The 25,437-nt window shown below is 35.4% G+C and carries 23 protein-coding genes; 5 read left to right on the forward strand and 18 right to left on the reverse strand.

Translation table 11 applies throughout. The features are described 5' to 3' along the window. Window positions 1-35: 35 nt before the first annotated feature. Window positions 36-602, reverse strand: a complete 567-nt coding sequence (locus ACPF9A_RS01125) for a hypothetical protein (protein WP_424000871.1) — start codon at window positions 600-602, stop codon at window positions 36-38. Window positions 603-944: 342 nt separating this feature from the next. Here ACPF9A_RS01125 and ACPF9A_RS01130 point away from each other — a divergent pair, with 342 nt between their 5' ends. Next, window positions 945-2,513 carry an IS1182 family transposase gene (locus ACPF9A_RS01130; RefSeq protein WP_424000873.1) on the forward strand — a complete coding sequence of 523 codons (1,569 nt, stop codon included), beginning with the start codon at window positions 945-947 and terminating at the stop codon, window positions 2,511-2,513. A gap of 239 nt (window positions 2,514-2,752) precedes the next feature. Here the strand turns inward: ACPF9A_RS01130 and ACPF9A_RS01135 are convergent, their stop codons facing one another. The 3 genes from ACPF9A_RS01135 to ACPF9A_RS01145 form a co-directional block, all read right to left on the reverse strand. Beyond that, window positions 2,753-3,085 (reverse strand): hypothetical protein, encoded by a 333-nt coding sequence (locus ACPF9A_RS01135; RefSeq protein WP_424000875.1) that lies wholly within the window; start codon window positions 3,083-3,085, stop codon window positions 2,753-2,755. Between the two features lie 140 nt (window positions 3,086-3,225). Continuing rightward, window positions 3,226-4,407, reverse strand: a complete 1,182-nt coding sequence (locus tag ACPF9A_RS01140) for an integrase core domain-containing protein (protein WP_423999521.1) — start codon at window positions 4,405-4,407, stop codon at window positions 3,226-3,228. Window positions 4,408-4,704: 297 nt separating this feature from the next. After that, window positions 4,705-5,412: a class I SAM-dependent methyltransferase gene (locus ACPF9A_RS01145; RefSeq protein WP_424000877.1), complete on the reverse strand. Its 708-nt coding sequence runs from the start codon at window positions 5,410-5,412 to the stop codon at window positions 4,705-4,707. A 97-nt stretch (window positions 5,413-5,509) separates the two neighbouring features. Here ACPF9A_RS01145 and ACPF9A_RS01150 point away from each other — a divergent pair, with 97 nt between their 5' ends. Further along, window positions 5,510-6,373, forward strand: a complete 864-nt coding sequence (locus ACPF9A_RS01150; protein WP_424000879.1) for a LysR family transcriptional regulator — start codon at window positions 5,510-5,512, stop codon at window positions 6,371-6,373. A gap of 225 nt (window positions 6,374-6,598) precedes the next feature. Here ACPF9A_RS01150 and ACPF9A_RS01155 read toward each other — a convergent pair whose 3' ends face one another. From ACPF9A_RS01155 to ACPF9A_RS01200, 10 genes are all read right to left on the reverse strand, one after another. Then, on the reverse strand, window positions 6,599-7,900 hold the full coding sequence (locus tag ACPF9A_RS01155) for a M20 metallopeptidase family protein (protein WP_424000881.1): 1,302 nt from the start codon (window positions 7,898-7,900) through the stop codon (window positions 6,599-6,601). 77 nt (window positions 7,901-7,977) lie between these two features. Next, window positions 7,978-8,568, reverse strand: coding sequence for a Crp/Fnr family transcriptional regulator (locus tag ACPF9A_RS01160; RefSeq protein WP_424000883.1), 591 nt, complete (start codon window positions 8,566-8,568; stop codon window positions 7,978-7,980). 422 nt (window positions 8,569-8,990) lie between these two features. Continuing rightward, complete coding sequence (locus ACPF9A_RS01165) at window positions 8,991-9,254, reverse strand: DUF1871 family protein (RefSeq protein ID WP_424000885.1); 264 nt, start codon at window positions 9,252-9,254, stop codon at window positions 8,991-8,993. A gap of 2 nt (window positions 9,255-9,256) precedes the next feature. Next, window positions 9,257-9,508, reverse strand: coding sequence for a hypothetical protein (locus tag ACPF9A_RS01170; RefSeq protein WP_424000887.1), 252 nt, complete (start codon window positions 9,506-9,508; stop codon window positions 9,257-9,259). A gap of 244 nt (window positions 9,509-9,752) precedes the next feature. Beyond that, window positions 9,753-10,130 (reverse strand): hypothetical protein, encoded by a 378-nt coding sequence (locus tag ACPF9A_RS01175; protein ID WP_424000889.1) that lies wholly within the window; start codon window positions 10,128-10,130, stop codon window positions 9,753-9,755. A gap of 2 nt (window positions 10,131-10,132) precedes the next feature. Further along, window positions 10,133-10,507, reverse strand: a complete 375-nt coding sequence (locus ACPF9A_RS01180) for a hypothetical protein (protein ID WP_424000891.1) — start codon at window positions 10,505-10,507, stop codon at window positions 10,133-10,135. Window positions 10,508-10,512: 5 nt separating this feature from the next. Next, on the reverse strand, window positions 10,513-10,767 hold the full coding sequence (locus ACPF9A_RS01185; protein WP_424000893.1) for a hypothetical protein: 255 nt from the start codon (window positions 10,765-10,767) through the stop codon (window positions 10,513-10,515). Window positions 10,768-11,391: 624 nt separating this feature from the next. Then, a complete protein-coding gene (locus ACPF9A_RS01190) occupies window positions 11,392-14,511 on the reverse strand; it encodes a T9SS type B sorting domain-containing protein (RefSeq protein ID WP_424000895.1) in 3,120 nt (1,039 codons plus the stop codon). 351 nt (window positions 14,512-14,862) lie between these two features. After that, on the reverse strand, window positions 14,863-15,516 hold the full coding sequence (gene fsa, locus ACPF9A_RS01195) for a fructose-6-phosphate aldolase (protein WP_027067520.1): 654 nt from the start codon (window positions 15,514-15,516) through the stop codon (window positions 14,863-14,865). 57 nt (window positions 15,517-15,573) lie between these two features. Next, complete coding sequence (locus ACPF9A_RS01200; protein WP_424000897.1) at window positions 15,574-17,604, reverse strand: transketolase family protein; 2,031 nt, start codon at window positions 17,602-17,604, stop codon at window positions 15,574-15,576. 395 nt (window positions 17,605-17,999) lie between these two features. Between ACPF9A_RS01200 and ACPF9A_RS01205 the strand changes: the two genes are divergently transcribed. Beyond that, window positions 18,000-18,830, forward strand: a complete 831-nt coding sequence (locus ACPF9A_RS01205; RefSeq protein ID WP_424000899.1) for an alpha/beta hydrolase — start codon at window positions 18,000-18,002, stop codon at window positions 18,828-18,830. 107 nt (window positions 18,831-18,937) lie between these two features. On the opposite strand, the gene ACPF9A_RS01210 is transcribed toward ACPF9A_RS01205, so the two are convergent. From ACPF9A_RS01210 to ACPF9A_RS01225, 4 genes are all read right to left on the reverse strand, one after another. After that, window positions 18,938-19,627 (reverse strand): VIT1/CCC1 transporter family protein, encoded by a 690-nt coding sequence (locus ACPF9A_RS01210; protein WP_424000901.1) that lies wholly within the window; start codon window positions 19,625-19,627, stop codon window positions 18,938-18,940. Between the two features lie 231 nt (window positions 19,628-19,858). After that, window positions 19,859-20,536, reverse strand: a complete 678-nt coding sequence (gene rpiA, locus ACPF9A_RS01215; RefSeq protein ID WP_424000903.1) for a ribose-5-phosphate isomerase RpiA — start codon at window positions 20,534-20,536, stop codon at window positions 19,859-19,861. A gap of 129 nt (window positions 20,537-20,665) precedes the next feature. Beyond that, entirely contained in the window at window positions 20,666-21,538 is an 873-nt protein-coding gene (locus ACPF9A_RS01220) for a universal stress protein (RefSeq protein ID WP_424000905.1), read from the reverse strand. Window positions 21,539-21,618: 80 nt separating this feature from the next. Then, window positions 21,619-22,308, reverse strand: a complete 690-nt coding sequence (locus ACPF9A_RS01225) for a Crp/Fnr family transcriptional regulator (protein WP_424000907.1) — start codon at window positions 22,306-22,308, stop codon at window positions 21,619-21,621. 118 nt (window positions 22,309-22,426) lie between these two features. Here ACPF9A_RS01225 and ACPF9A_RS01230 point away from each other — a divergent pair, with 118 nt between their 5' ends. Further along, complete coding sequence (locus tag ACPF9A_RS01230) at window positions 22,427-24,823, forward strand: heavy metal translocating P-type ATPase (RefSeq protein ID WP_424000909.1); 2,397 nt, start codon at window positions 22,427-22,429, stop codon at window positions 24,821-24,823. A 284-nt stretch (window positions 24,824-25,107) separates the two neighbouring features. Then, entirely contained in the window at window positions 25,108-25,296 is a 189-nt protein-coding gene (ccoS, locus tag ACPF9A_RS01235) for a cbb3-type cytochrome oxidase assembly protein CcoS (RefSeq protein WP_424000911.1), read from the forward strand. The last annotated feature ends 141 nt before the right edge of the window (window positions 25,297-25,437 follow it).

A 25,437-nucleotide genomic window follows, 5' to 3' on the forward strand; every position in this document is an offset into this window, starting at 1 on the left:
TTTTAAGTCCAGTTCAGCATATTCAGACCTTCTATTTATCGCATTAGTAATAAACTATCTAATACTTTTTCAGGAAGCCAAATTGACATATATGGCTTCAATTTATCTTTATAAATAATAAAACGCCAAGAGCTATCATTTATTCCAATTAGTTCCTGTTCTTTATAAGTAATAATTTCATTATTTTTTTTTGAAAAAGTATAGGCATTGCCATAGAGTGTTTGAAAATGGTGTTTTATTCTTTGTATGGAATCGTTATTTACATCGGCCCTAAACTTAATATGGGTATTTGCTCCGTATCTTAAAATGGAGTAATTGACGGAGTCATTTTTTATTATTTTTGAACTCGATAACAGTTTTGAATTTTTAACTGAATATGTGTAATTGGGATTGTTGTCAAGTTTAGTGAATTCTTTTTCTAGGTCTTTTTTTGGGATATATTTCAAGAAAGATTTATGATAAAAGTCAAATGCTTTATCGTAATTTTTTAATTCTATCAATCTTCTATATTCATTGAAAGTAGATTCGATTTCATAGTTTTCAGTTTGTGCATTTGAACAACTAGCAATAAAAAAGATTAAAAATAAATATGTGCTTTTCATTATGAAATTGGTTGTTTTAAAATTATTGCCAACAGTTTGATAAATTAACCTGTTTCCTAAAATATTAAAAAAAACTTGTTTTTTAACACAGTACCAATGATTAGTACGGGAGCAAACTAGCGTTTGCTTTCCGCCACGCACATAGCAAAATCTTAATGTTTTGTTTTTTCTTTTCCTTGTTTAAAGCAAAATCCTAAAGATTTTGCGGACTTTTTAAAATACACCCACCCTGCGATTAAGCCCGAAGCCTGAATTGTTTATAGGTTTTGTGCCTGTTGCACAAGTTATAAAAAAACTGGGTTATGATCATTGCAGATTGAGAGATGGATCGTAACTTTAGGTATGCAGGGAAAAAAGGAATATCAGGAGAAGCTTTTCAATAATTTTCAATTAAGTAATCGGGTACCGGAGACGAATTTCTATCGTCGTTTAAAAGGCATTTTGGATTTGCGTTTCCTTTACATGCTTACCCGTCCGTATTATGGGGAAAGCGGGCAGAAGAGCATCGACCCTTTGGTATTCTTTAAGTTGTGTTTGGTAGGCTACTTGGAGAATATCATCAGTGACCGTAAGCTTATCGAGCACTGTTCGATGCGCTTGGATATACTATATTTCATTGGCTATGATATCGACGAGGAGCTACCGTGGCATTCCACGATAAGCCGTACGCGGCAATTGTACCCGGAGTCCGTTTTTGAGGAAGTCTTTACGAAGGTCCTTGCCATGTGCGTTGACAAGGGGATGGTCAGCGGCCATTCCCAGGCCATAGATTCTGCCCCTATAAAGGCAAACGCGAGTATGGACACTTTGGAACTCAAGGTGCCTGAAGATGAACTTGACGAACACCTAAGAAAGGTACGTGCCCTTAGTTCCATGGACAGGGAAGAACCACACAGAAAGTCCAAGAACGACAAATCAGACAAGGAAGGTCGTAGCATCACGGCAAGCAACAAGGAGCTCTCCTCGATAAAGGGACGTAACAAGAAGTGGGCGAAGGACCAGGACCAACGGCCCGGTGCGGGGAACAAGGGGGCCAAGTATACCAGTAACAAGACCCATTACAGCCCAACCGACCCCGATGCCAGAATTAGCGTAAAGCCCGGCAAGGCACGCAAGCTGAACTACCTTAGCCAATTGAGCGTGGATACCGCGCACCATGTGATAACGGACATCAGGGCCTACCATGCGGACGGTAAAGACAACCAGCAATTACGGGATATTGTACAACGTTTACAAAGAAGATTATGGCAACAGGGCCTGGTATTCGAAAACTGCGTTGCGGACACCGGCTACAGTTCGGGCGAGAACTATGCCTTTTTGGAGCAAAGGGGACTTAAAAGTTTCATACCGCCCCATGGCACCTACAAGGGCGGACCCGATGGGTTCACTTATATAGAACAGGCCGACCATTACCTATGCCCACAGGACAAGGTAATACCGTTCAAAAAAGTGTTCCTAGATCATCGTACCAAGACGAAAAAGAAGGCCTACCGCGCATCGAGTAAAATCTGCAAAGGCTGCCCGCTACGCGATACATGCTTGGGCAAAGTAAATGAGAAACAGTTCTCGGTGACCTACTATCGGGAGGAATATCAACGTAATATTACCAGGGTGGAAAGCCCACAGGGAAGGTACATGAAGGGCAAACGGCAGAGTACCGTAGAACCGGTTTTCGGGACCCTCACCCAGTTCATGGGCATGCGCAAGATAAATACCATCGGGATAAAGCAGGCGAACAAGGTAATGCACCTATCGGCCATCGCCTACAACCTTAAGAAGTACCTGAAATTCGAACAAAAACTGGTGCAAAGTGGGATGGGAACACTTGCTTTTGCAACATGGGTCAAAAGTATCCTTGATTTATCGTTAGGTGCTTCTCCAAGGTATCAAAAATTAGCTTTCCATTTCTAACGCGACAAGAAAAAAGCCCCGTAGAGCGCCTTATATGAATCTGTTTTTCTCAGGATTAATGACTTGTGCAACGGTTACTATTGTTGTAATTAGTAGCGACACGTTTGAGTAAGCACTAGAGATAGCATTCTCCATATTTTTCACGTCCGAGTTAAGTCCATCTGCACAACAGTTGCGTCTGACTGAAGTCCGTCTGCGTAAATTTACTAGAACTTTATGGAACTAAATCGGTAGTATTATCAATTAAATTCTTCAAACCCATATTTCTTTATAGAGTCCAAATCTTGCGGGCTAACATTTAAGATTATTCTTTTACCGCTCAAACAAGTGCAAGCATTGCATAATTCTACCGTTCCGTTGTTATCAATTCTCAGATTTGATATTACAATATTCTCTTCTTCAAAGAAATTATTTATATTGTCTTTCAACTCATTGTCGTCGGCGCCATAACCCCAAGGGTCTGAGCAAAATGTTTGATTATATAAAACAAAGTCATCTACGGAAGAATTATCATCGTTTGAACAACTTAACAGGTTTACTCCAATTAAGACGATTAGAATGTATTGTTTCATAATATAGATTTTTTTTATTAGATGATTTTCTATCAAAATGGATGCGTTCAAATCAATGTTAAATCCAAATAAAAGGTAGCTTTTGTTTTTTGAGCTATGTTCGTTAAGGCACATAGTTTACACAAGTTAAAGATTAGGGTTTACACTAAATTAATTTCTAATCTTGTTGCTTGTTCTTTATTTCTTAAATTGTTTTCATCAAAGAAACCTAAAAATACGTTTCTATAAAATACCCTCCAAATACCGTTTCCCATTTCTTGAATACCTACATATTTGCCCATTAACGAAGCTGTCACATATACCCAGTAATATGATTTCCATCTAATAGATCCATTCTGTGTTACTTTAAGCACTTTGTATTTGGCATCATAGTGAAAGTCAGGTATTCTTTCAAGGAACGGTCTTGTAGAAAAGTCGTGCATATCGGCAGGTGTCTTCATGTTCAAGGCTTCATGAGGTCTTATGTTGTTATATTCCTTTACAAAGTGGTTTAAACGTCTTTGTTGTGCTTTTAGGTCATACGCGGAAGGTTTGGCACAAGCGGCTTTTAGATCTCGGTGCATGCGTTCATGTCTACCGTTTTGTTCTGGATGTGCAGGATCGGAAAAGACAGGTGATATACCCAGTTCGATAAACCAATAGGAGAGCTGGGTAAAACGTTGGATGGTACGCACGGAACCAAAGGGACTGCCATTGTCCGTATGTATTTGCTTAGGTATCCCGAATGTTCTGAATACCCTTGTGAACTCGGCCTTTGCAGACTTTAGGTTTTCATGGTAATGACCTTTGGCAGTGAACAGGAACCGGCTTTTAGAGTCTGCAATGGTGAGTGGATGACAGTATATTTTATTGCCCATTAAAAACTTTCCCTTATAATCTGCGCTCCACACTTCATTACAGTGTTCAGGGTCGAAAATCGGGTATACCGGTTTTACTCTTCGCATCCGCTTTTGTGGACACACCAAACCATGGTTCTTTAAGATTTTATGAACCGTGACCACAGAGGGGACTTGTTGGGCCGTAAAATCTTTAAACAACAGTTCCCTTAATTTTTTAGCGCCCCAATGATTGTGTCTTTTCTTAAGTTTTAGAATACCCTCAATGATATTCTGACCCGTTGCATTAGGGTGTTTCCCAGGAGCTCTGGACTGCTCTTTTAATGCCTCAAAACCTTTTTCCTCGAACCTGCTTATCAACTTATAAGCCGTTGGCCTGGAGATTTTAAAGCTTTTGCATAATTCGGTTATGGTGTATTTTCCTGTACGCCATTCACAGATAAATTCAATCTTTTGTTCCATAGTCGTTGTTTCTTTCCAAGGCATAATAATTTGATTTTAATCTCAAATTATAACCTTAAAAGTGTAAACTATGTGACTTTAACTTTGTAAAGGATGTCCCTTTAACGTACCCTATTAATTACAACGTTCAGTATAAGAAACGTAGGGCAGGTGATTAGCACTTTCGTTTCGGTTTATTACTTAGCTAAATATAAATATTTTGCTTTTATCTTTTCTACTATAAATGCCAAATTTTATATTTAGCGGACTTTGTAAATAAGCATAAACCTTAAGTTTAGCACAAACTGCCCTATGTTTTTTATACACTGTTGTGTGTAGGTTTTATTTGATTCCACCGAATGCTCCAAAGCACATATTCTTATGTAAAATCTCTGTTTTTTTAAAACCTATCTTTTTCATTAATTCTAACTGATAAGTCATAGACCTAGGAGAATCTTCTTTTTCTACATATTCAAACACTTTTTTTCTGTATTCTTTTCCATCCACACTTTCTAAATAATCTCCATAACGTTCCCAAGTGTATTCATTTACAGCACTTGTTTCTTGAGTTATTAAATCTGAAATCATTAAACATCCACCTGGTTTTAATAAACGAAATAATTTACGAAATGTAGTTTCCCAGTCGTTGTCATTCCGTAAATGATGTAATACAGCTCCAGCTAATATGATGTCAAAACTATTATCTTTTAAATCTACTTCTCGAATATCTCCTTGTATGATTTCTACTGTACTGTTTGTTTTAGCAGATACTCTTTCCTTTGCTTTGTCCAACATAGGTTTACTCAAATCAACTAGAGTACAGTTAAGGTCTGCGATTTTAGTTAGCATTTTTAGACTATAATTTCCTGCTCCACAGCCTATATCTAATAAATATTGTGCTTTAGGGTTTATTCTCTTTGAAGCTTCGGTTAAAAGTTCAAGAGATATTTTGGCATCTATTGTAGCTATTTGACCTGTATCTAGATTTGAAAATCGTTCGACGTCATTATCAAATCGTTCTTTAATTTCTTTAACTGTTGATTTGTTCATTTTTGTAATGTTTTATTTGTTATTTCAAATGTATAGTTCTTTTAATTGTTTTAAAAAGACTTAATTTGTCAACTAATAATACCTTTAAAGTATAATTATGGAGTTAAGACACTTAAGATATTTTTTAGCGGTAGCGGAAGAGTTGAACTTTACAAAAGCTTCTGAAAAGCTTTATATTTCTCAACCTCCTTTGAGTAGACAAATCAAAGAACTTGAAAAAGAACTAGGAGCTAAGTTATTTGAGAGAAATAATAAAAAAGTTACCTTGACAGAAGCAGGTAAATATTTTAAAGATGAAATAGTTGGTCAATTACAAGATTTAGAATCAATAGTTTTAAAGACTAGAAAAATATCAGAAAATGTTAATGGTGAATATAGGATTGGTTATATTAGTTCTACATTCTCAGATAAGATTACTAGACTTGTTCAGTTTTTAACAGACAAATATCCATTCTTAAAAATTAAATTATATGAAGTTTCTACAGTTAAGCAAATTTTAGCTTTAGAACAAAATAAATTGGACTTGGGAATTATTAGAGCTCCTTTAATCTCTACAAAGATTATTTCAAAACTATGGTTTAAAGATTCTTATTCATTAGTTTTTAATAATAATCTGAATAAGAGTGTTGAGAGTTTGGTTGATATGAAAGACAATGTTTTCGTTTTTTTTAATAAAGATTACGCTCCTGGATATTATAATTCTCTTGTTGAAATTTGTTCACAATATGGGTTCATACCTAATATTGTTCACGAATCAAATAATATTAATTCCATAATTCAATTGGTAAGAAATGGATTAGGAATTTCTATTGTGCCAAGTAGTTTGAAAAATAGTCATACATATTCGGAATTATCATTTTTAGATTTAGATAATAAGTTTTCTACGGATGTTTTACTTGCAACCCCAAAGAGTGAAGAATCAGAAATAACAGATTCAGCTGTATCATTCTTGTTGAGATGATTTTGAACTTACACAAAACGTTCAGTATAAGAAATCGTAGGGCAGGTGATAAGCACTTACGTTTCGGTTTATTACTTAGCTAAATATAAATATTTTGCTTTTATCTTTTCTACTATAAATGCCAAATTTTATATTTAGCGGACTTTGTTAATATTCACAGACCTTTGGATTTAGCACAAACGCCCTATGTTTTTTATACATTGTTGGCAACTGGCTTTCTTTTGCTTAGTTGAATAGACTTTCTACTATCATAGAAGAAAAATAATTTACTCCTGTTTTTATACAACTTTCGTCAACTTGAAAATTAGGTGCGTGTGGCATTGAGATAACTCTTTTTTCAAGGTTAGAACCTCCTAATAAAAAATATACTCCAGGAACTTTCTCTTGAAAATAAGCGAAATCATCACCGCGTCCGAATGGGACTTCACCATATAAGGTAACTACGTTTTCTTCTCCATAAATAGCAGAAATACTTTTTATGGCGTTTGCAGTAAGTAGTTCATCATTTTGAACATTCGCCCGCTCGTATGAAAATTCAATATTGAGTAATTCTTTGGCATAAGGAGATGCAGCAATAACTTTTTTAAGTGACGGTATAATTGATTTTGCTTTTTCTTGATTACTAGGGTATATGTAAGTACTTATGGCTATTTTTTCGTTTTGTTTCTCTACTTTAAAATTTTCATGGATAGTAATATAGTCTTTGAATATGGTGTTCTTTTGGTCTAAACCAACCTCTGGGTCTGACATATTTTGCATATCCCAAAACTTACTGTTGGGTTCTATATTCTGTAGATTTGAAATGATTTTTTTTGTAAAATCGATGACTTCTTCGTCCTTGTAGGAAGAAGTATAGGAAACTTTTACAACTTTTTGGTCTGCAAATAACCAATTGGCTTTGGTAGATACCAGTCCTTTTTGAGAGGGAATGATATGCGAACCGTAAATTTCATCAGGATTGATAATCTCGAATAAACCATCATCAATCATAGCTTTTGCACCTGTATAGGATTCTTCGGAGGGTTGGAAGATAAAATATACGGTACCGGTTAACTTTTCTTTTTGACTAGCCATAACATTGGCAATGCCGAGAGCAATAGCTGTATTGACATCGTGACCGCAAATATGTCTTACACCTTCATTTTTTGAAACAAAATCTACAACATCAGGTATCTCTGAGGGCATTGCATCGATATCTGCTCTCCAAGCAATTCGTTTTCCTTTTTTACCAGTATCTAAAATACCAATGACACCGTAGCCACCAACTCCTATTTTTACTTCTAGCCCTAGGGATAAAAGATATTCAGCAATCTTCTCAGAAGTTCTTTTCTCTTTTCCTGATATTTCAGGATTCATATGAAAATCGCGGCGGATAGTTACAAGGCTATCGAAAATTTTATTAGTCTGCTCTTGGATATTTGAGTGTATTGAAGTTTCAACTCTTATGTTTTGACCAAAAGAAACTAATCCAAAAAAGAGCAACGGTATGGTTAAGGTCAGTTTGATAATTTTGATATTTGAAATCATTTTTACAATTCTTTAATAATTATACTGCAAAAATGGAATATAACATTATTCTTTACCTGTCACATTTGTGACAAAAATTATTTTTTAGCAATTTTATTTCTTATTCGGCTCAATGATTGGCGTTCTATGCCAAGATGAGATGCCAAATGAGATAAGCTTATTCTATTGATAATGTCTTTATTTTGTGCAATAAAGTCAAGATATCTTTGCTCAGCATTTTTGAATAAAAAGCTTTCAACTCTATCAGTTTGGATAGTCAAAACATATTCAGCTATTAATCTACCGTACATTTCACTTGTTTTGAATTTACCATATCCTTCTTGGATTTTATCGTAAGGTAGTTTCATTATAATAGACGGTTCAAGGCATTCTATAAAATACTTTGATGGTTTTTGCCTTATAAATGCAGGATAATCAGTTGCGTATTGGTTTTTATCGATAAATCCAGTTGTTATTTTATTCCCTTTTTCATTAATGTAATATCTTCTTAAGAGTCCCTTACACACAAATCCAACCTCTTTTTGAACTTCTCCACTTTTGAATAAAAACTCCTTTTTGGTATACTTTTTTATGGTCAAATATGACCTTAAAAAATTTAGTTCCTCCGAGTTCAAATCAGGAAATAATTTTAGATAAGAATCGAAATACTCCTTAAACTCTTGTTCCATTTTTTTTTTAGCTGTTGCCAACGCCTGAGCTCGTATGTTTGGTTCTAAGTTTGAAGATAATATATTCTGAATGATAAATTAGTTTAAAGGAAGGGTGATTTCGTGGTTGGGCTAGATACTAAATAGAGATATCGTCGCTTAGGTTTACGCTCTTCCTGAACTGATTTATTAAAGCATTATTTTAGATAATCAATAATAAGCTTAACTAGAAGGGATAATGGCTTTTGGGCTAAGCGTAGTGCGGTATTAGAGAAGCGACTCCCATTGCGCCATACCTCGTAGCTAAAGCTTATTGTTTTGATTTATTTTTTCTGTTCTAAAGCTAAATCCATAAGATTTAGCGACCTAATAAATATACACAGACCTTTCGTTTTAGCCCTAAAGTCCGCATTACGTTTAGGTTTTGTTGTGTTTTCGTGCTTTTACCCGTCACTTATTATAAGCTTTATTTTTGCAGCTACCGACTCACATTCTTTTTTTAACGTACTAATATTAAAGGCTTGATGTAAAACCAGAGCTATTACATTACTTATTTGTTCTTCTGAATAGTTTTGTTTCAAGTTAAATATAATATCAGTTGCTTCTGTTTCGTAATCATTTAAGTCTTCAATGAGAGAAGATTTTTCTTTTAGTGGATTCCATTTGGTTAGTATATTTTTAACCTTTTCAATATGTTCTATATTCATTTTTAATTTGCTACAAATTGAGACCTAGTTTTTCCATCATTTTTGAGTCCCTGAGAATTACAGTATTTTTTTAATTCTTTCAAATCCACAATTATTTCGTTAACCAAGAAGCCTTGTGAAATTAAACCTTGCTTAGTTTTTAAATATGATTTATTCCATTCTTTCCAAGTATCAAACATACTTTCTCGGTCATCTATCATTTTCAAGAACTTGAACCAATCCTTTTTTTTATAATATGCCAGATTTATTTCCATATTTCAACATTCGAATAAGTTTTTTTAGCATGAAACACAACGGCCCAGTGTATGAAACGTAGCGTGTAAAAAGATACTACATTTTGGGTTTAGCACAGAGCCAATTTTTTATATTTTGATTTAACTTCTCGGTTTAAAAGCCAAATTAAAAACTTGGCGGTCTCAGCAAATAAAACACAAACCTTTCGGTTTAGCACCTAATTAGCTATGTTTTATACACCGTGTTGTGCCGTCGTACTTTATTTTAATCATTGTTTTTTGTAATACTTTTATCAGGTTTTGCTTTTCCGTAAATATCTAAGTTCTCTGATTTTGAGTATTTTTTCCATTCCCTTAATAACTTGTTAAATTCATCGTTTCCACACACTTCAAACCTTTTAAGTGCATAATACATGGCTGTGATTGAAACATCAGTAAATTTTGAGCGATGTCGTTTTTGACAATTTGGACACCACATCATTGGCGGTTGAATATTCAAGTCTGTTCGAATTTGAGTTAACTTATTGTTCAAATCATTAACAATATCAAAATGTTGCTCAATTGTCATTTTTGAATTCCATCTTTCTTTAAGAATGTCCTTTAATTCTGGAAACCAAGTAGTATGTGCTTGTCCTGCTGGCATAATTACTCAAATTCCGTTTCATTGTTTATTTGTTCCATTTCTTCATAAGTCACTCCGTAAGGGAATCCACCGCTTGTATATCCAATAATCATGGCAAAGTTTTCATCACTATCAAATCCGCACAGGTCGTTTAATTTAACCTCGCGCTTTTTTTTAAATGAAAGTCTTTGTTGTCTTAAAGCTTCCATTGAATTAATCAACTGTTTTTCGTATTCTTCTGAAATGTCAACTCCAATCATCCTTAGTTCTTTAACCGCACACAATTTGTCAACAGAATACTTTTTTGAATACCCTTTAACAAGATTGTTACCTGTATATGTTTTTATCCAGTTTTTGGCAGAATTAAGTCGTCTTTCTTTTTTGGGAGTATTTTTCATTTAACTTATTCAAATGGTTCTTTGGGTAAAGCTAATAAATTCTTAATATACCGCTCATTGTTATACGGTTTCCCATTTTTCATGACATCAAATAGCTCCACTGCTAAACATTGTCCAATCAATTGTCTGGTTTGGAAATCATCAAATCCGTTTTTTATCAATCTGTCGTATGTAATTTTAGTCTCAGGTGGGTCGTTATCCCTAAGTTGTTTTTTTATAGTCTCAAAAATCTGCTCTCTTAAAATTTCATTCGTTTCCATAGTTGCAGTGTCTCTGTTTGCGGCACAACGTCTGAGCTATGCGTAGTGCGGGGGCAGACATACGATTACTCTCCGCCAGGCACGTAGCAAAATCTTTTTGTTTTGATTTTCTTTTTTGACCAAAGCAAAATCCAAAAGATTTTGCGGACCTCATAAAAATACGCAAACGCTGCGAACAAACACCATTGCCCGCATTACGTATAGGTTCTGTTGCCATTAGTAGCGAAACACGGGAGTAAGCACAGGCTCTTTGCGCAGATTACACAACGATCGCGCAACGATTCGAGAACGATTGCGTCCCGATTGCGCAGATCGGTAAGTTCTGAAACACGTTCGAGTAAAAAGTCCGTCCGCGCAGCAGTTGCGACCGAGTAAGAGATCAATCCGCGCGAACTTGCTAAAAGGTCAATTCATAATTTTCCGTGAGAAGTTGGAATCCGTCAGCCAAGTTTTTCCGTCAAACTCGATAGGAAGAAAGGATTCCGTTCCGCTTAGAACTTTGATTTTTTGAGCTATTAATGGCAACAATTGTATATAGTAACAAGTTACTATATACATCTTATATCCCTACTAATATAAAACAAAAAAACCATCACTTTTCAGTGATGGTTTTCAATACTCTACTTATCTTTTAAGCGTAAAATGACCCGAAAAAATGGTGCCTTGGCCTAGATTTGCTTTGAACCAATAATCATTAGTAATCATTTCCTTACCATTGAAAAATCCATCCCAACCTAAACTATTTGGAGACAACTGCGCTAATAATTTACCATATCTATCATAAATGAATATTTTAGAGTCTGGATATTGACTAACCTCATAAATATGCCAGTAATCGTTTACGCTATCATTATTTGGGGTAAAAAACTTTGGATAATCTATTATCATTACCTCTTTCAAATCCTCACCACATCCATTTTTATCTCTTACTATTGCTGTATAATTCCCCCCAATAAGGTTGGTAAAATAATTGCTTTCATTAAAATTTATACCATCTAAAGAATATTCAAAATCACCATCACCTGTTGCAATAATTTCTATGTAATTACTATTCGACAACTCTTGGTAATTAACTTTAGTAATTATGGGTGGTGATGATCTAATAAATTCAAAATCAAAACTGTTTTCGCAATAAATCCCATTTTTAGTTATACCTATATTAAGGGTGTACGACCCTGCATTTATTAACTCTGCCTCATGGGTATCTGAAATTATATCATCATCTTCATTGAGCCAATTATAAAACTCAAAATCATTCTCTACTTCAATAATTAATGAAGGTTCTAAATGACATAAAAAATAGCTCGGCTCTAGCTGTATTATGGGAAGTTCCATAACTACTAATTCGAAACTAGTTTCAGTATAACAAAGTGCATTCAATGTATTCTCCGCTCGTACGATAATTGTCTCATTCCAAGCGAAACTATTTCTGTACGAGTTAGGTAACGGATTGGGTAATTGAACTCCATTTACATCAAAATATGATAAATTAATTCCTATTTGACCATTGGTAATTTCCGATTCAATATGAGAAAGATTAAAGCTAGAGAAACCGTCGCCTAGATCACATGCATAGACCGGAGAAGGTATGTTTAGCCGTGGCTGTGTCGAAGTTCTCAAAATTAAAGGCGTCTCATTATAGCAAAATGTTTCCGGATCTGTTACCCTTACCGTAATAGTTTCTTCATTAGCCATTGTATTGGTGTATGGGTTAGGCAATGGACTTGGCAGTGAATCACCATTGGCATCAAAATATGATACGGTCATGCCTTCTAGATCGCCAACCACTTGCGATGCTATTGTAGAGGTGTCAAAATATTCTGAAATACCATCATTATTGTCATCACAGCCGATTATCATGTTTAAATCTTGAGCAAGAGGTAATGAATTTACCAAAAGTTTAAAAGCAGTCTCATTGAAACAGTTGTTGGTGCTTTCATATGCTCGAACGGTTATTTCCTCTACATTTATCACTAAATTTTCAACGGTATTCAAGGGTGCTTGAATTTGATTTCCACTTGCTCTATAAAACAAAACGGAAGTTGCATTACTACCATTTAAAATAGTGTTTTGTACTTGCTCCAAATCAAATGTAGCAAACCCATTAGCATCATTACTACACATAAAAAGATCAGCGACTGAAGATACATCGGGAATTGGATTCACTACAATATCAAAAGTGGTTTCAGAGTAACAACAAGGATTGTTATTATGTGATACCCTAACACTAATAGTTTCACGATCTTTAATAGTGTTGGTAAACTGATTAGGTAACGTGTCATATTCATTACCACTACCATCTATAAACCTGACCGTCATATTGTTTTGACTTCCAAGAACTTGCTGCTTAATCTGTGTTAAGTTGAATGATGAAGAAAAGCCAGTTGCAAAGCTATCTTCACAAGCATACACATTGTCAATGCCATAAGCTGTTGGCGGGTCTATTGCTGTTATAGTTTCTGTCAACACCTCAACACTGCCATCATTAGCAGTTACTGTAGCTGTTACAGTATACCTACCATCTGACGAGAAATCATGAAAAGGAGAAACATCTGTATTTGTGTTATTGACACCAGAAACAGGATCACCAAAATTCCAAACTATTGATGACACATTATTAGCAGGAGCCATACTAAATTCCTTTAAAAATTCTGAACAAACATTAGAAATGCTCATTTCAAAGTTATTAGTTACGTGATTCGTATTACCCGACACATTAATAAAATAGTTAACATCAGGAGTGGTTACAGCAATATATTCTTGAAAAGGAGTACAACCACCAGCTTCTGAACGTAGCCAAGAAATGTCAGTACTTTGAACCCCGCCAGCTATAAATACATGCCCTGAATAACCTGAACTTGGAAGATTAAATACTTCAACCAGAATTCTGTCAACATTTGCGGGAACAACTATTGGGGTACCAAATACGATATCGAATATTTTTGGGTCATTACCATTTCCTGACCCAAAATAAGGTATAGAAATTTCTTGGCTACTGCCTATTAAATCCGTTTCAGAATACGAATCAGGAAAATTATCATCAATACTATAGACATTAAATTTTATTCTCACGTCCCAAACTCCTACACTAGAAAAAGCAACTTGCCCTTTGTCAATAACAAATTCCTCATTGTTTGAGATGCCAAAATCCTCCAAATTAAAAGTTCTTCCGTATTTGAGACCTCCCCCAGTACACCCATACTGTCTGGTTTTAAATACATCATCACAAGAATTATGCGTTAATAGTGTTTCAGGACCTAAATTGTCTGTATTGAATACAGAACCCGTTACATTTATAAAAAAATTGGCATTTAGCGATGGTGTACTAAGGTCTTCAGTGTTTGTATGTGAGTACACTTCATTACATCCCCAATACCATGAAATATCATTATCAATTTCTGTTCCTGCTATATAGGCAATGGAGTTATCATAATTTGCGATATCATAAAACTTTTTAACCTCAACTAAAATTCTACCTGTTCCATCCGGAATTAATATCGGTTCATCAAAATTAACAATTACAATTTCTGGAGTTTCTCCAATAACTGGTAATTGAACTATTTGGCTACTGCCTATAAGATTAGTAATAGAAAAAGAGGTTGGAAAATTTGAATCGATATGATAGATGTTAAATTGAACACTTGCCCCACCACCAGAGTTGTAAATCGCAACTTGACCAGAGTCTATTGAAAATTTTTCTGTTTCAGCAATTCCAAAATCGGAAAGGTTAAATGTTCTAGCCACGATTGCGCAAATACGCACGATAGCATGTCTGTCGCAATAGGCACTCTACCTATATTATGATTTAATGTTGTTTGAGAGAACAAAACATTTACTATTAAAAAAAATATAATTGAGAGTGTATGTTTAAGCATTAATTTGGTATAATCTTATTTTGCACATTCTATGATAGCTCTAATTTGAATTTTAGATTAAAATTATTAGACCATATACAATAAACAACGATACGTTGTTACATATGATTGTATAAGATAACAAGTTACTATATCCATCTTATTTGCCAAATAATATAAAACAAAAAAACCATCACTTTTCAGTGATGGTTTTTTATATCAATAGCCTAAATCTTACGACTTAGTTTCCTTTATTGTAATCAGCTAAGAATTTCTCTAAACCGCTATCAGTTAAAGGGTGCTTTAAAAGTCCAACAATTGAACTTAAACCACCAGTCATTACATCAGCACCAATTTTAGCACAGTCAATAATATGCATTACGTGACGTACAGATGCTGCTAATATTTGAGTTTCATAACCGTAGTTATCATAAATCAAACGAATATCAGCAATCAATCCTAAACCGTCTGTAGAGATATCATCTAAACGACCAATGAAAGGAGATACATATGTTGCACCTGCCTTAGCAGCCAATAATGCTTGACCAGAAGAGAATACCAATGTACAGTTAGTTCTGTATCCTTTATCAGAGAAATACTTAATTGCTTTTACACCTTCTTTGATCATAGGTACTTTAATAACGATTTGCGGGCTAATTTTAACCAACTTCTCGCCTTCTGCGATCATACCTTCATAATCTGTAGAAATAACCTCAGCACTAACATCACCGTCAACTACATCACATATTTTCTTGTAATGTGCCAAAATGTTGTCTGCACCTGTAATTCCTTCTTTTGCCATTAAAGACGGGTTTGTTGTAACACCATCTAAAATACCCATATCTTGAGCTTCTTTGATCTCGTCTAAATTCGCTGTATCTATAAAAAATTTCATCTTTTTCTAATTTTAAATTTATAATGTATGTCTTTAGGAGTAAAACCTAAAGATTATTTATTTTAAAAAATCTATTACTTGTTGGTATACTTGATCACCGGTGAATCCGAATTTTTCATCAAGTACGTTTGCTGGTGCAGAATAACCGAAATGCTCTAAACCGAACACTTTACCGTTTGCTCCTGCTAAGCCTTCTAAGTTTACAGGAAGACCTGCTGTAAGTCCGAAAACTGGTTTGTTCGGCGGAATCACTTTTTCTTGGTAAGCCTCTGATTGTTGTCTAAATATACCTTCTGATGGTATTGAAGCTATATTCACTTTTAAACCGTCTTTCTCTTCCAATAATTTTGTTGCCGCTACCAATGTTGCTACCTCTGAACCATTAGCGATCAAGATTACGTCTGGATCTGCTACTTCTTGTATTAGGTATCCTCCTTTTTCAGCTCCTAATGCTTCCTGATAACGGTTACCACTTTTCGCAGGAAGATCTTTTATCCCTTGACGAGATAAAATAAGTCCGGTTGGCGTTTTTTGATTTTCCATTGCCATTTTCCAAGCTACATTTGTTTCTTGAGAATCTGCAGGACGCAATGCTAAGAAACTTTGCTCGTGGCTGTGGTTCTTTAATTTCTCTAACAAACGTATTTGGGCTTCTTGCTCAATTGGTTGATGTGTTGGTCCGTCCTCACCTACTCTAAAGGCATCATGCGTCCAAACAAACTTCACCGGTAATTCTTGAATACAGCTTAAACGAATAGCTGGTTTCATGTAATCTGAGAATACGAAGAATGTTGCCACTACCGCCATTACCCCACCGTGAAGCGCGATACCGTTTGCCATAGTTGCCATTGTTAATTCTGCTACTCCTGCTTGTAAGAATGCGCCAGAAAAATCACCTTTCTTTAAAATGTGTGTTTTCTTTAAGAATCCGTCCGTTTTATCACTATTCGATAAATCTGCAGATGATACAATCATATTCTCTACATTCTGCGCTAAATACGCTAAAACGTTAGAAGAAGCTGCACGGGTTGCTTGACCTTCTTTTTGCTCGATAGAACTGAAGTCTAAGTTTGGTAATTTACCTTCTAAGAAACCATCTAATTTTGCAGATAGCTCAGCATTCTCTGAACGCCACGCATCGATTTCTCTTTTCTTAGCCTGAGCTTGATCTTTCTTTCTATTGATTATACCTTCGTAGTACTCCTCTACTTTTGAATAGATATCAAAAGGGTTCGCTACGTCTGCACCTAAGTTTACCAAGGTCTTTTCATAATCTGCACCTGTATCGCCAATTGGCTTACCGTGTAGTTCTGTGTACCCTTCATACGGAGTACCGTCTGCAGTTACACAACCTTTACCCATTATCGTTTGACCTATAATCAACGTTGGCTTATCTGTTTCTGCATTAGCATCTGTAAGTGCTTTTCTTATTTGATCATGATCATGGCCGTCGATTGTAACGACTTTCCATCCCCATGACTCATATTTCATTGCCGTATTCTCTGAAGTAACCTCATCTGTTTTAGATGAAAGTTGAACATCATTAGAATCGTAGAACATAATAAAATTGCTTAAGCCTAGGTGACCTGCAATTCTACCTGCACCTTGAGAAATTTCTTCTTGTACACCACCATCAGAAATAAAGCCATAAATTTTATGGTTCATCCAATCTCCAAAACGTGCTTTCAAAAAGTTGGCCGCTACTGCAGCACCAACACCCATGGTGTGACCTTGACCTAATGGCCCAGATGTATTTTCAATTCCTCTTGCAACATCAACTTCTGGGTGACCCGGTGTTACCGATCCCCATTGTCTAAAATTAGCTACATCATCTTTTTCATAATTACCCAATAAATAATACTGAGCGTACATTAAAGTAGATAAGTGCCCAGCATCCATGAAAAAACGGTCACGAAACGGCCACTTCATATCAGAAGGATCGTAGTTGAAAAATTCAGAATATAAAATGTGCATGTAGTCTGCGCCTCCCATTGGCCCACCTGGGTGTCCAGAGTTTGCCTTTTCTACCATCGCTACAGCTAATGCCCTTATATTATCGGCTGCTAATTGATCTAGTTCGTTGTTCATTATATTATTAGATTATTTTTCAGGTTCGTGTTTATTTTATGATCTACTAAAATCTCCCCCAAAGATACTTTATATAAGGCGCTAATTAAAATATTTCACCCAACATAATTCTATAGAATTCAAGTCATAAGCGCTCATACACCACTAATTTCACAGATATATTGTAGCGAAAGGGTTTTCGAAAACATTCTTTGAATCATTTTTTAACCCAATTCATCTTTAATTACTATTAGTAAGACACTTACAGTGTACATTTGCACGCTTTATGCATTTTTTTAGAACGATGCTAATGCATACTTATTCAAACTCTTATTAAACTGACAACCTTTGTTATGTAACGTTTTAGTGCTATTCTGTTTACTTCGGATGCTCCCCTAAACACTACAATTTCGCTTATGACCTCAAAAATAGCTTTGCATATCTTCAGTTACATCTTCATATTATTTGGTTTCATTTTTACCAGTAGCCCTTCATTTGCTCAAGGCTCAAACTCCAAACCGGATGCCGTACAAATGAAAACCTATAATTATGCCGATACCCTACAGCTAGATTTTTATAGTATACCGTCTAAAGACATGGAATTAAAACCAACAGTTGTTTTAGTGCATGGTGGTGGCTTTACTGCGGGACAACGGAATGGTGGTGATGAAAAGCGACTAAGTAAATACCTAGCGGCTAAAGGATTTAATGTGGCTTCTATAAATTACAGACTTTCTAGAAAAGGAAAATCTTTTGGGTGCGATTGCCCTGCTTCTATAAAAATTGATACCTACGTCGAGGCGGTTGCAGATCTTTCGAAGGCTATTAATTATTTAACGAAAGATTCATTGCCCTTTAAAGCTGATCCCAATAAAATATTCTTGATCGGTAGTAGTGCCGGTGCCGAGACTGTTTTAAACTTTCAATTTATGCGATACGATTATCGTTTTAAAAGACTGCCCTACCCTAATGCTAATATTGCCGGTATAGTAAGTTTTTCTGGTGCCGTACTAGATGAAAATTATATTGATGCCAGCAATAAGACTCCTGCCCTGTTTTTTCACGGAGTTAAAGATTCCGTTGTTCCTTATGATACGAATCCGCATCGATTTTGTACCCCTACGGATGTTGGTTATATACGTATTAACGGACCTAAAGCTATTGCCGAGCGCCTTTCTGAAATCGACGGGTATTATAAAGTGTACTTTAATGCCGAAGGCGTACACGAATGGGCGTCTCTCGGTTAAGAGTTTCCTGAATTGATTTATGAATTTTTAGACGATATTTTACGTGGTGATGCTACCATGAAAGAATTTGAATCGATTACCTCGCCCATAGATAGTAAAGAATAGCATTACGCCACATTTACCCCGAACAAATGCCCGATCAATGCGGTGATAACCATAGCTACGGTTCCCCAAAAACTGATTCTTAATACGGCTGTCAATATATTCGAACCTCCTGCTTTTGCTGCGATGGCGCCTAAAACTGCCAAGAATGCTACCGCAAAACCATATTGTACATATTCCATTTGCTCTAACGGACCAAAATAAGCAACCAAAACAGGAAGCAATCCGCCGAAAACAAAAGATGCGCCAGATGACAATGCCGCTAATAACGGATTCGCCTGTGTTATATCATTAATGCCCAGTTCATCTCTTGCATGTGCACCCAGAGCATCATGTGCGGTTAATTGTGTAGCTACTTGCATTGCCAAATGTGAATCTAAACCGCGCTCTTCATAAATTAAAGCGAGTTCTTTAAGTTCTTCTTCGGGCATTTCTTCTAGCTCTTTCATTTCGCGAGCCAAATCGGCTTTTTCTAAATCTTCTTGTGAACTTACAGATACATACTCCCCTGCAGCCATTGATAAAGCCCCTGCCACCAAACCTGCTACACCAGCTAAAATAATAGGCTCTCTCGTTGTACTTGCTGCTGCGACACCGATGACCAAACTAGCAGTGGACAAAATACCATCATTGGCACCAAGCACTGCTGCTCGCAACCAATTGCTTCGTGTACCATAATGCTTTTCGTCTTGCATAGTTTACCCTTTTTTGTGACTTCAGATGACCAATTATATGTCATCTTTAGTTTTATATTAATCCTTTAAAACCTTCGAAATACCCTTCATTTTCCCAGCAAAAACCGTTAGTACTTATTAAGTTCTCGATACAATTTTTCTCCATTTTATTCCAAAAAAATCAATCGAAGCGACATTCGTTTTTATCAAAAAAAAATTTCCACAAGTGTCTTCTTAACTGCCTTTTAGACCTTATCGTTTTTTTACAATAGCCTCTTCCCCTTTACCAATAATCACCAAATTAGTTGTAGTCAAGAACAATCCGGTTTCTACGATGCCTGGTATTGTTTTTAATTGCTGTTCTAGATCGGTTAGTTTTATATCGGTATCCCAAATATCAATATCAACGATATCGTTATTCTCATCGGTTTTGTAATCTTCTGCACCCCTCTTTCGCTGTACTGGTGACAATTTCATTTCCTTCAATTCTTTAATAATCAATTGGGTGGCAAAGGGTATCGTTTCTATTGGCAACTTGAACTTACCTAATTTAGGAACACTTTTAGACGAATCAGCAATAATGATATTCATATCAGAATTATGGGCGACGATTTTTTCACGTAGTAACGCTCCGCCTCCACCTTTGATCAATTGAAAGTCTTCATCGACCTCATCTGCACCATCAATGGTAACATCTAATCTTTTTGCCTCTGCAAGGGTAATTACATGTATACCCAATTTCTTTGCTAATTTTTCAGTTTCGTCAGATGTTGCTACAGCCTTAATTTCTAGTCCGTTCTGTACCATTTCGCCAATAGCTTCGATCATATAAAATGCAGTAGACCCAGTGCCGAGACCAACGGTCATACCTGATTTTATATATTTTACCGCTTCTAATGCTGCTACTTTCTTCTCGTTTACCGCGCTCACTTTTTGGTTGTATTATGGTTATTTGGCTCTAAAGATATTTAGAAATAATCGATAGCGTTCAACTTAGCTTTAAGTATTGACCAAAATTTTGTGATTAAACCTTAGCAATCAATTTTTAAATGGGAGATCTTAATGACTAATACTGATGTTATTTTCAATTAATTGTAACGATAACATGGGCACATGGCAGCAGAAAATTGATTTACCTACAATATAATCATTACACAAATTTCTTAAATAGCTATTTGCATTGTTAGACATAACAAGTAGCTGGCAATTAGTATGATCAACATACCTTTTTAAAGTGGTTGTTAAGGAACTTTCGGTATCTAATTTGTAGAAATTATAATCAATAGACCCTAGTTTTTCAGTGATAATCTCATGATTTATCTGTTGCAATTCTGTGATTTGTGGTGTAGCATTTTGCATACTTGCAAATTGCACCGTACTATTAAAATACCTCGCTAATTCTACCACGGGGTTTAATTCATCACTCTTAAATAAATGGTTGAATTCTGATACAACAGAAATCGAATGTAAGTTTTCAAAAACTGCCCTTGCCGGTATGACCATTACCGGACAATTATCGACATGGTTTAATATTCTTACCGTATTTCTTCCCAAGAAAATAGATTCATCATCTGCACCACCGCTGGCACTCATAAGTATAAAATCTATGTGCTGTTTTTCGACCACTTCTTTCACTTCGTCAATAAGCATTGAGAAGCTAGATATCGTTTTATACTTATGAAGCGGATTATTATACTCTTTTTTGATGCGCTGAAGGGTCTTTTTCAATCCTTTTTCTGAAGCTGTTTGTGCAGAATAATCTTTGGTGGCATCTGCAACTCTACCCGCCATTAAGCGGTTACTATGTAATTCTGGAGTATAGGCGTTTAAAAAGTGGAATACACATTCAGATTCTGCGAATAATTGCATGGCATACTGTATAGCATTCCATGCAGCTAGCGAAAAATCGGTCGGTATTAATATATTTTTCATAAATGAGACACATCATTTGATGATAAATGTAGCCTCCCTACAGAACTGAAACTATGACATTTATCAGAATACTAAAAAATTTAAAATCCGTCCGCTAGTTCTTGCAACATCTCCTCTTCTACGATTCCGATTTTTTTGCCTTCTGTTTTTATGAGTCCTTTTTTCTTAAATTCAGATATCATACGAATTAAAGACTCCGTTGCAGCCCCAACAATATTCGCATAATCATCTCTACTTAGTGTCAATAGTAGAAATCCGGTTTCATCTTCACCATAATTTTTCTTCAAATAAACGAATGCCTCAGCCAAACGTTGTTTCACTGTTTTTTGTGACATATTTACAATAACATCATCTGCTTCTTTTAAATCATGCGCCATATGTCGTAATACCTCTAAAGAAAAATAGGGATTGGTATTCAATGTATTCGATATGACCTCTTTGGGTATAAAACACACCTCCATATCATTAATAGCCGTAGCACTTAAATTGGTAAAATCTTCGGCGATTACAGAGCGTTGCCCCATAATTTCACCCCTATTGGTCAATTTCACAATTTGCTCTTTACCATTGCTACTTAACTTAGATAATTTAGAAACGCCTTCTCGTACACAAAATACACCATCAAGCTTCTGCCCTTCTATAAAAAGTGCTTCTCCTTTTTTAATCTTTTTAGAAATTTTTGAGTCCGCCACCTTTTTTAATTCTTCCTTGCTTAACGCACGGAGCGAATTAAACTGTCGTATTATGCAATTTTCACATCTAGTTTCCATAGCCTCATAAATTATACTTAGACAAAATTAAACAAGCTAAAAATGGTAGTAACTGACAATTATCATGTTTTAAAAACTGTTTCATTTTCACCTTTGTCTTTCGAATTCATTTATAATTATGCAGGCAACTAATTGTTTTCATTGCGGTGATCCTTGTGATAGACAACTTATAACATTTGATGAAAAATCATTTTGTTGTGCCGGTTGCAAAACTGTTTATGAAATATTTTCAACAAACGATTTGTCTCATTATTATGATTTACAAGCGGCGGCAGGTACTACACCAAAAGCTATTGAAGGGAAATATGATTTTTTAGATAATGAAGAAATCATAGCGAAACTAACAGAATTTAATGATGGTAATATCCAAATCATCAACCTATATATACCCACAATTCACTGTAGTTCGTGTATTTGGATTCTAGAGAATTTGAACAAGCTAAATAAGATGGTTACGAATTCTCAAGTTGATTTCCCGAAGAAAACAATTCGTATAACCTACAAACAAGAGGGTTTCAGCTTAAAAGAGCTCGTCTTACTTTTGGCTAAAATAGGTTATGAACCTTATATTTCTTTAGAGGATTTTGAAGGCAAGAAGAAAGTTTCTGATAAAACGCTTATTTATAAATTAGGTGTTGCCGGTTTTGCTTTTGGTAATGTCATGTTTCTTTCTTTTCCCGATTATTTCGATTTAGGTTCTAGCGCAGCTTCTGGCGGTGAATATTGGCTAAACCAATATCAAGGCTTATTTCGATGGATGATGTTCATCTTCTCTTTACCTGTAGTTTTTTATGCTGGATGGGATTACTTTGTATCTGCATTTAAAGGGCTACGAGCGAAACTTTTAAATATTGATGTGCCAATCGCTCTTGGTATTCTTGTATTATTTCTAAGAAGTACCTATGATATTGCCTTTGATCTAGGTAGCGGATTTTTCGATTCCCTTACCGGACTCGTATTTTTTCTATTACTTGGTAAATTCTTTCAGCAAAGAACGTATAGCTTTTTATCGTTTGAGCGGGATTACAAATCATACTTCCCCATTGCCATTACTAGACTGAACTTAAAAGGTAAAGAAGAAACCGTGCCTGTTCAAGAAATTGAAAAGGGAGATCGAATATTGATTCGTAACGAAGAAATGATTCCTGTAGATGGTACTCTCGTATACGGCAATGCACAAATAGACTACAGTTTTGTTTCGGGGGAATCTGAGCCTGTTTCTAAAAATATTGGAGAACAGGTTTTTGCCGGTGGAAAACAACTCAACGGTGTCATTGAAATGATTGCCTTAAAATCTGTCTCTCAAAGTTATTTGACACAGTTATGGGGAAATTCCATTTTTAAAACGGATAAAGTAACCTCCTTTCAAAACCTTACGGATAGTATTGGCAAACGTTTTACCATTGCCGTACTTTCTATCGCATTTATTTCCACTGCTTTTTGGTTGTTCTACGACCCGTCTAAAGCCATGAATGTGTTTACGGCGGTATTGATTATAGCTTGCCCATGTGCCATAGCATTAGCTTCACCATTTACTCTAGGGAATATGCTACGTATTTTTGGAAAGAAGAAATTCTACATTAAAGACACGCAAACCATTGAGCGCTTAGCAAAAATAGATACTGCAATTTTTGATAAAACCGGTACCATTACAACAACACAAAAGAGCACGGCGTACTACGAAGGCATGCCATTAACACCCGATGAAGAATCGATACTTAAGAATACGATTAGAGCTTCTAACCACCCTTTAAGCAGATCTTTATATGATTTACTTAAAGAACAGAATATCATCACCTTAGATGAATACGAAGAGCATGTTGGCAAAGGACTAAAAAGCTCTAAAGATGATATAAATATGAAGATTGGTTCTGCCAATTTTGTGGGTAACAACACCACAGAGAATGTGCTTGACACATCTATATACATCAGCTCAAATAATGCTTATAAGGGCAGATATGTTTTTCAGAATCAATATCGTGACGGACTCTCTTCTGTTTTTAAAGAGATGTCTGAAACGTTAAGTTTGGCGATACTTTCTGGTGACAATGAAGGAGAAAAAGAAAGATTGGAAGCATTGTTACCAAAATTGACTCCGCTGTACTTTAACCAGAAACCCGAAACAAAACTAGAGTTCATAAAATCGCTACAAGATCAAGGTAAGAAAGTGTTGATGGTAGGCGACGGCTTAAATGATGCCGGTGCACTTGCCCAAAGTAACGTGGGTATTGCCATTTCAGAAAATATCAATGTCTTCTCACCTGCTTGTGATGCCATATTAGATGCTACTAAATTTCAGCAATTGTACAGCTATATTCTCGCATCTAAAAAGGCGATGCGTATTATTAAAATGAGTTTTATGCTATCGCTGCTCTATAATTGTGTGGGACTGTATTTTGCCATTACAGAGCAGTTAGAGCCTGTTATAGCAGCAATTCTAATGCCATTAAGCTCTATTACCATTGTCGTGTTTACCACGGTAATGACCAACCTAATTGGCAGAAAACTTCCATAATTAGACTACAACATTGCTCTTAAATTTTAAATAAGAATTAATCATTTTTTGATTTTCATTCCCAATGTTATAAAAATTTTTATCCCATATTTTAACAAAATCTAAATAAGACACTTCGCCTCAAAAAATCGCTTAACTTATTTATATACAATATATTACAAATACACTTCTCATGCTCTATATCTCAAAATATTTAGGTTTTTTAAGAAAAATTTTAAAGTATGACATTTGTCATTTTCTAAGGTTTACAACCCACTTATTTTTACCGAATAATTAAGGTAAGTATGAGTGTTATATATATTTTATTGGCGATAAGCCTGGTGGTGGCAATTATCTTTTTTGTCGCCTTTATAGTATCTGTAAAACAAGGACAATACGACGATTCTTACACTCCTTCGGTTCGAATGCTTTTTGAAGATGAATTGGTGAAACCTGTCAAGGAAACAGGAAATGCAGTAAAGAGTAAAGAGTAAAGAGTAAAGAGTAAAGAGTAAAGAGTAAAGAGTAAATAAATGATTGAACGTGTAGGACATTTGCAAATTAATAAGAGTCTATTCTCTAAATTCTTTTCTCTCTGTTCTCCATTTATAAAAATAAAATCCAACTAAATAAAC

Source organism: Maribacter sp. IgM3_T14_3 (assembly GCF_049603095.1).
Taxonomy (GTDB): domain Bacteria; phylum Bacteroidota; class Bacteroidia; order Flavobacteriales; family Flavobacteriaceae; genus Maribacter.

Excerpts from the sequence above, each read along its gene's own strand:
- ACPF9A_RS01130 (WP_424000873.1), top strand. The coding sequence starts at position 945 with ATGCAGGGAAAAAAGGAATATCAGGAGAAGCTTTTCAATAATTTTCAA.
- ACPF9A_RS01160 (WP_424000883.1), bottom strand. The coding sequence starts at position 8,568 with ATGGAACAAGAGTTTAAGGAGTATTTCGATTCTTATCTAAAATTATTT.
- ACPF9A_RS01150 (WP_424000879.1), top strand. The coding sequence starts at position 5,510 with ATGGAGTTAAGACACTTAAGATATTTTTTAGCGGTAGCGGAAGAGTTG.
- ACPF9A_RS01185 (WP_424000893.1), bottom strand. The coding sequence starts at position 10,767 with ATGGAAACGAATGAAATTTTAAGAGAGCAGATTTTTGAGACTATAAAA.
- ACPF9A_RS01220 (WP_424000905.1), bottom strand. The coding sequence starts at position 21,538 with ATGAAAAATATATTAATACCGACCGATTTTTCGCTAGCTGCATGGAAT.
- ACPF9A_RS01175 (WP_424000889.1), bottom strand. The coding sequence starts at position 10,130 with ATGCCAGCAGGACAAGCACATACTACTTGGTTTCCAGAATTAAAGGAC.
- ACPF9A_RS01155 (WP_424000881.1), bottom strand. The coding sequence starts at position 7,900 with ATGATTTCAAATATCAAAATTATCAAACTGACCTTAACCATACCGTTG.
- ACPF9A_RS01170 (WP_424000887.1), bottom strand. The coding sequence starts at position 9,508 with ATGGAAATAAATCTGGCATATTATAAAAAAAAGGATTGGTTCAAGTTC.
- ACPF9A_RS01200 (WP_424000897.1), bottom strand. The coding sequence starts at position 17,604 with ATGAACAACGAACTAGATCAATTAGCAGCCGATAATATAAGGGCATTA.
- ACPF9A_RS01225 (WP_424000907.1), bottom strand. The coding sequence starts at position 22,308 with ATGGAAACTAGATGTGAAAATTGCATAATACGACAGTTTAATTCGCTC.
- ACPF9A_RS01125 (WP_424000871.1), bottom strand. The coding sequence starts at position 602 with ATGAAAAGCACATATTTATTTTTAATCTTTTTTATTGCTAGTTGTTCA.
- ccoS (WP_424000911.1), top strand. The coding sequence starts at position 25,108 with ATGAGTGTTATATATATTTTATTGGCGATAAGCCTGGTGGTGGCAATT.
- ACPF9A_RS01140 (WP_423999521.1), bottom strand. The coding sequence starts at position 4,407 with ATGCCTTGGAAAGAAACAACGACTATGGAACAAAAGATTGAATTTATC.
- ACPF9A_RS01165 (WP_424000885.1), bottom strand. The coding sequence starts at position 9,254 with ATGAATATAGAACATATTGAAAAGGTTAAAAATATACTAACCAAATGG.
- ACPF9A_RS01180 (WP_424000891.1), bottom strand. The coding sequence starts at position 10,507 with ATGAAAAATACTCCCAAAAAAGAAAGACGACTTAATTCTGCCAAAAAC.
- ACPF9A_RS01230 (WP_424000909.1), top strand. The coding sequence starts at position 22,427 with ATGCAGGCAACTAATTGTTTTCATTGCGGTGATCCTTGTGATAGACAA.
- ACPF9A_RS01135 (WP_424000875.1), bottom strand. The coding sequence starts at position 3,085 with ATGAAACAATACATTCTAATCGTCTTAATTGGAGTAAACCTGTTAAGT.
- ACPF9A_RS01205 (WP_424000899.1), top strand. The coding sequence starts at position 18,000 with ATGACCTCAAAAATAGCTTTGCATATCTTCAGTTACATCTTCATATTA.
- ACPF9A_RS01145 (WP_424000877.1), bottom strand. The coding sequence starts at position 5,412 with ATGAACAAATCAACAGTTAAAGAAATTAAAGAACGATTTGATAATGAC.
- ACPF9A_RS01210 (WP_424000901.1), bottom strand. The coding sequence starts at position 19,627 with ATGCAAGACGAAAAGCATTATGGTACACGAAGCAATTGGTTGCGAGCA.
- fsa (WP_027067520.1), bottom strand. The coding sequence starts at position 15,516 with ATGAAATTTTTTATAGATACAGCGAATTTAGACGAGATCAAAGAAGCT.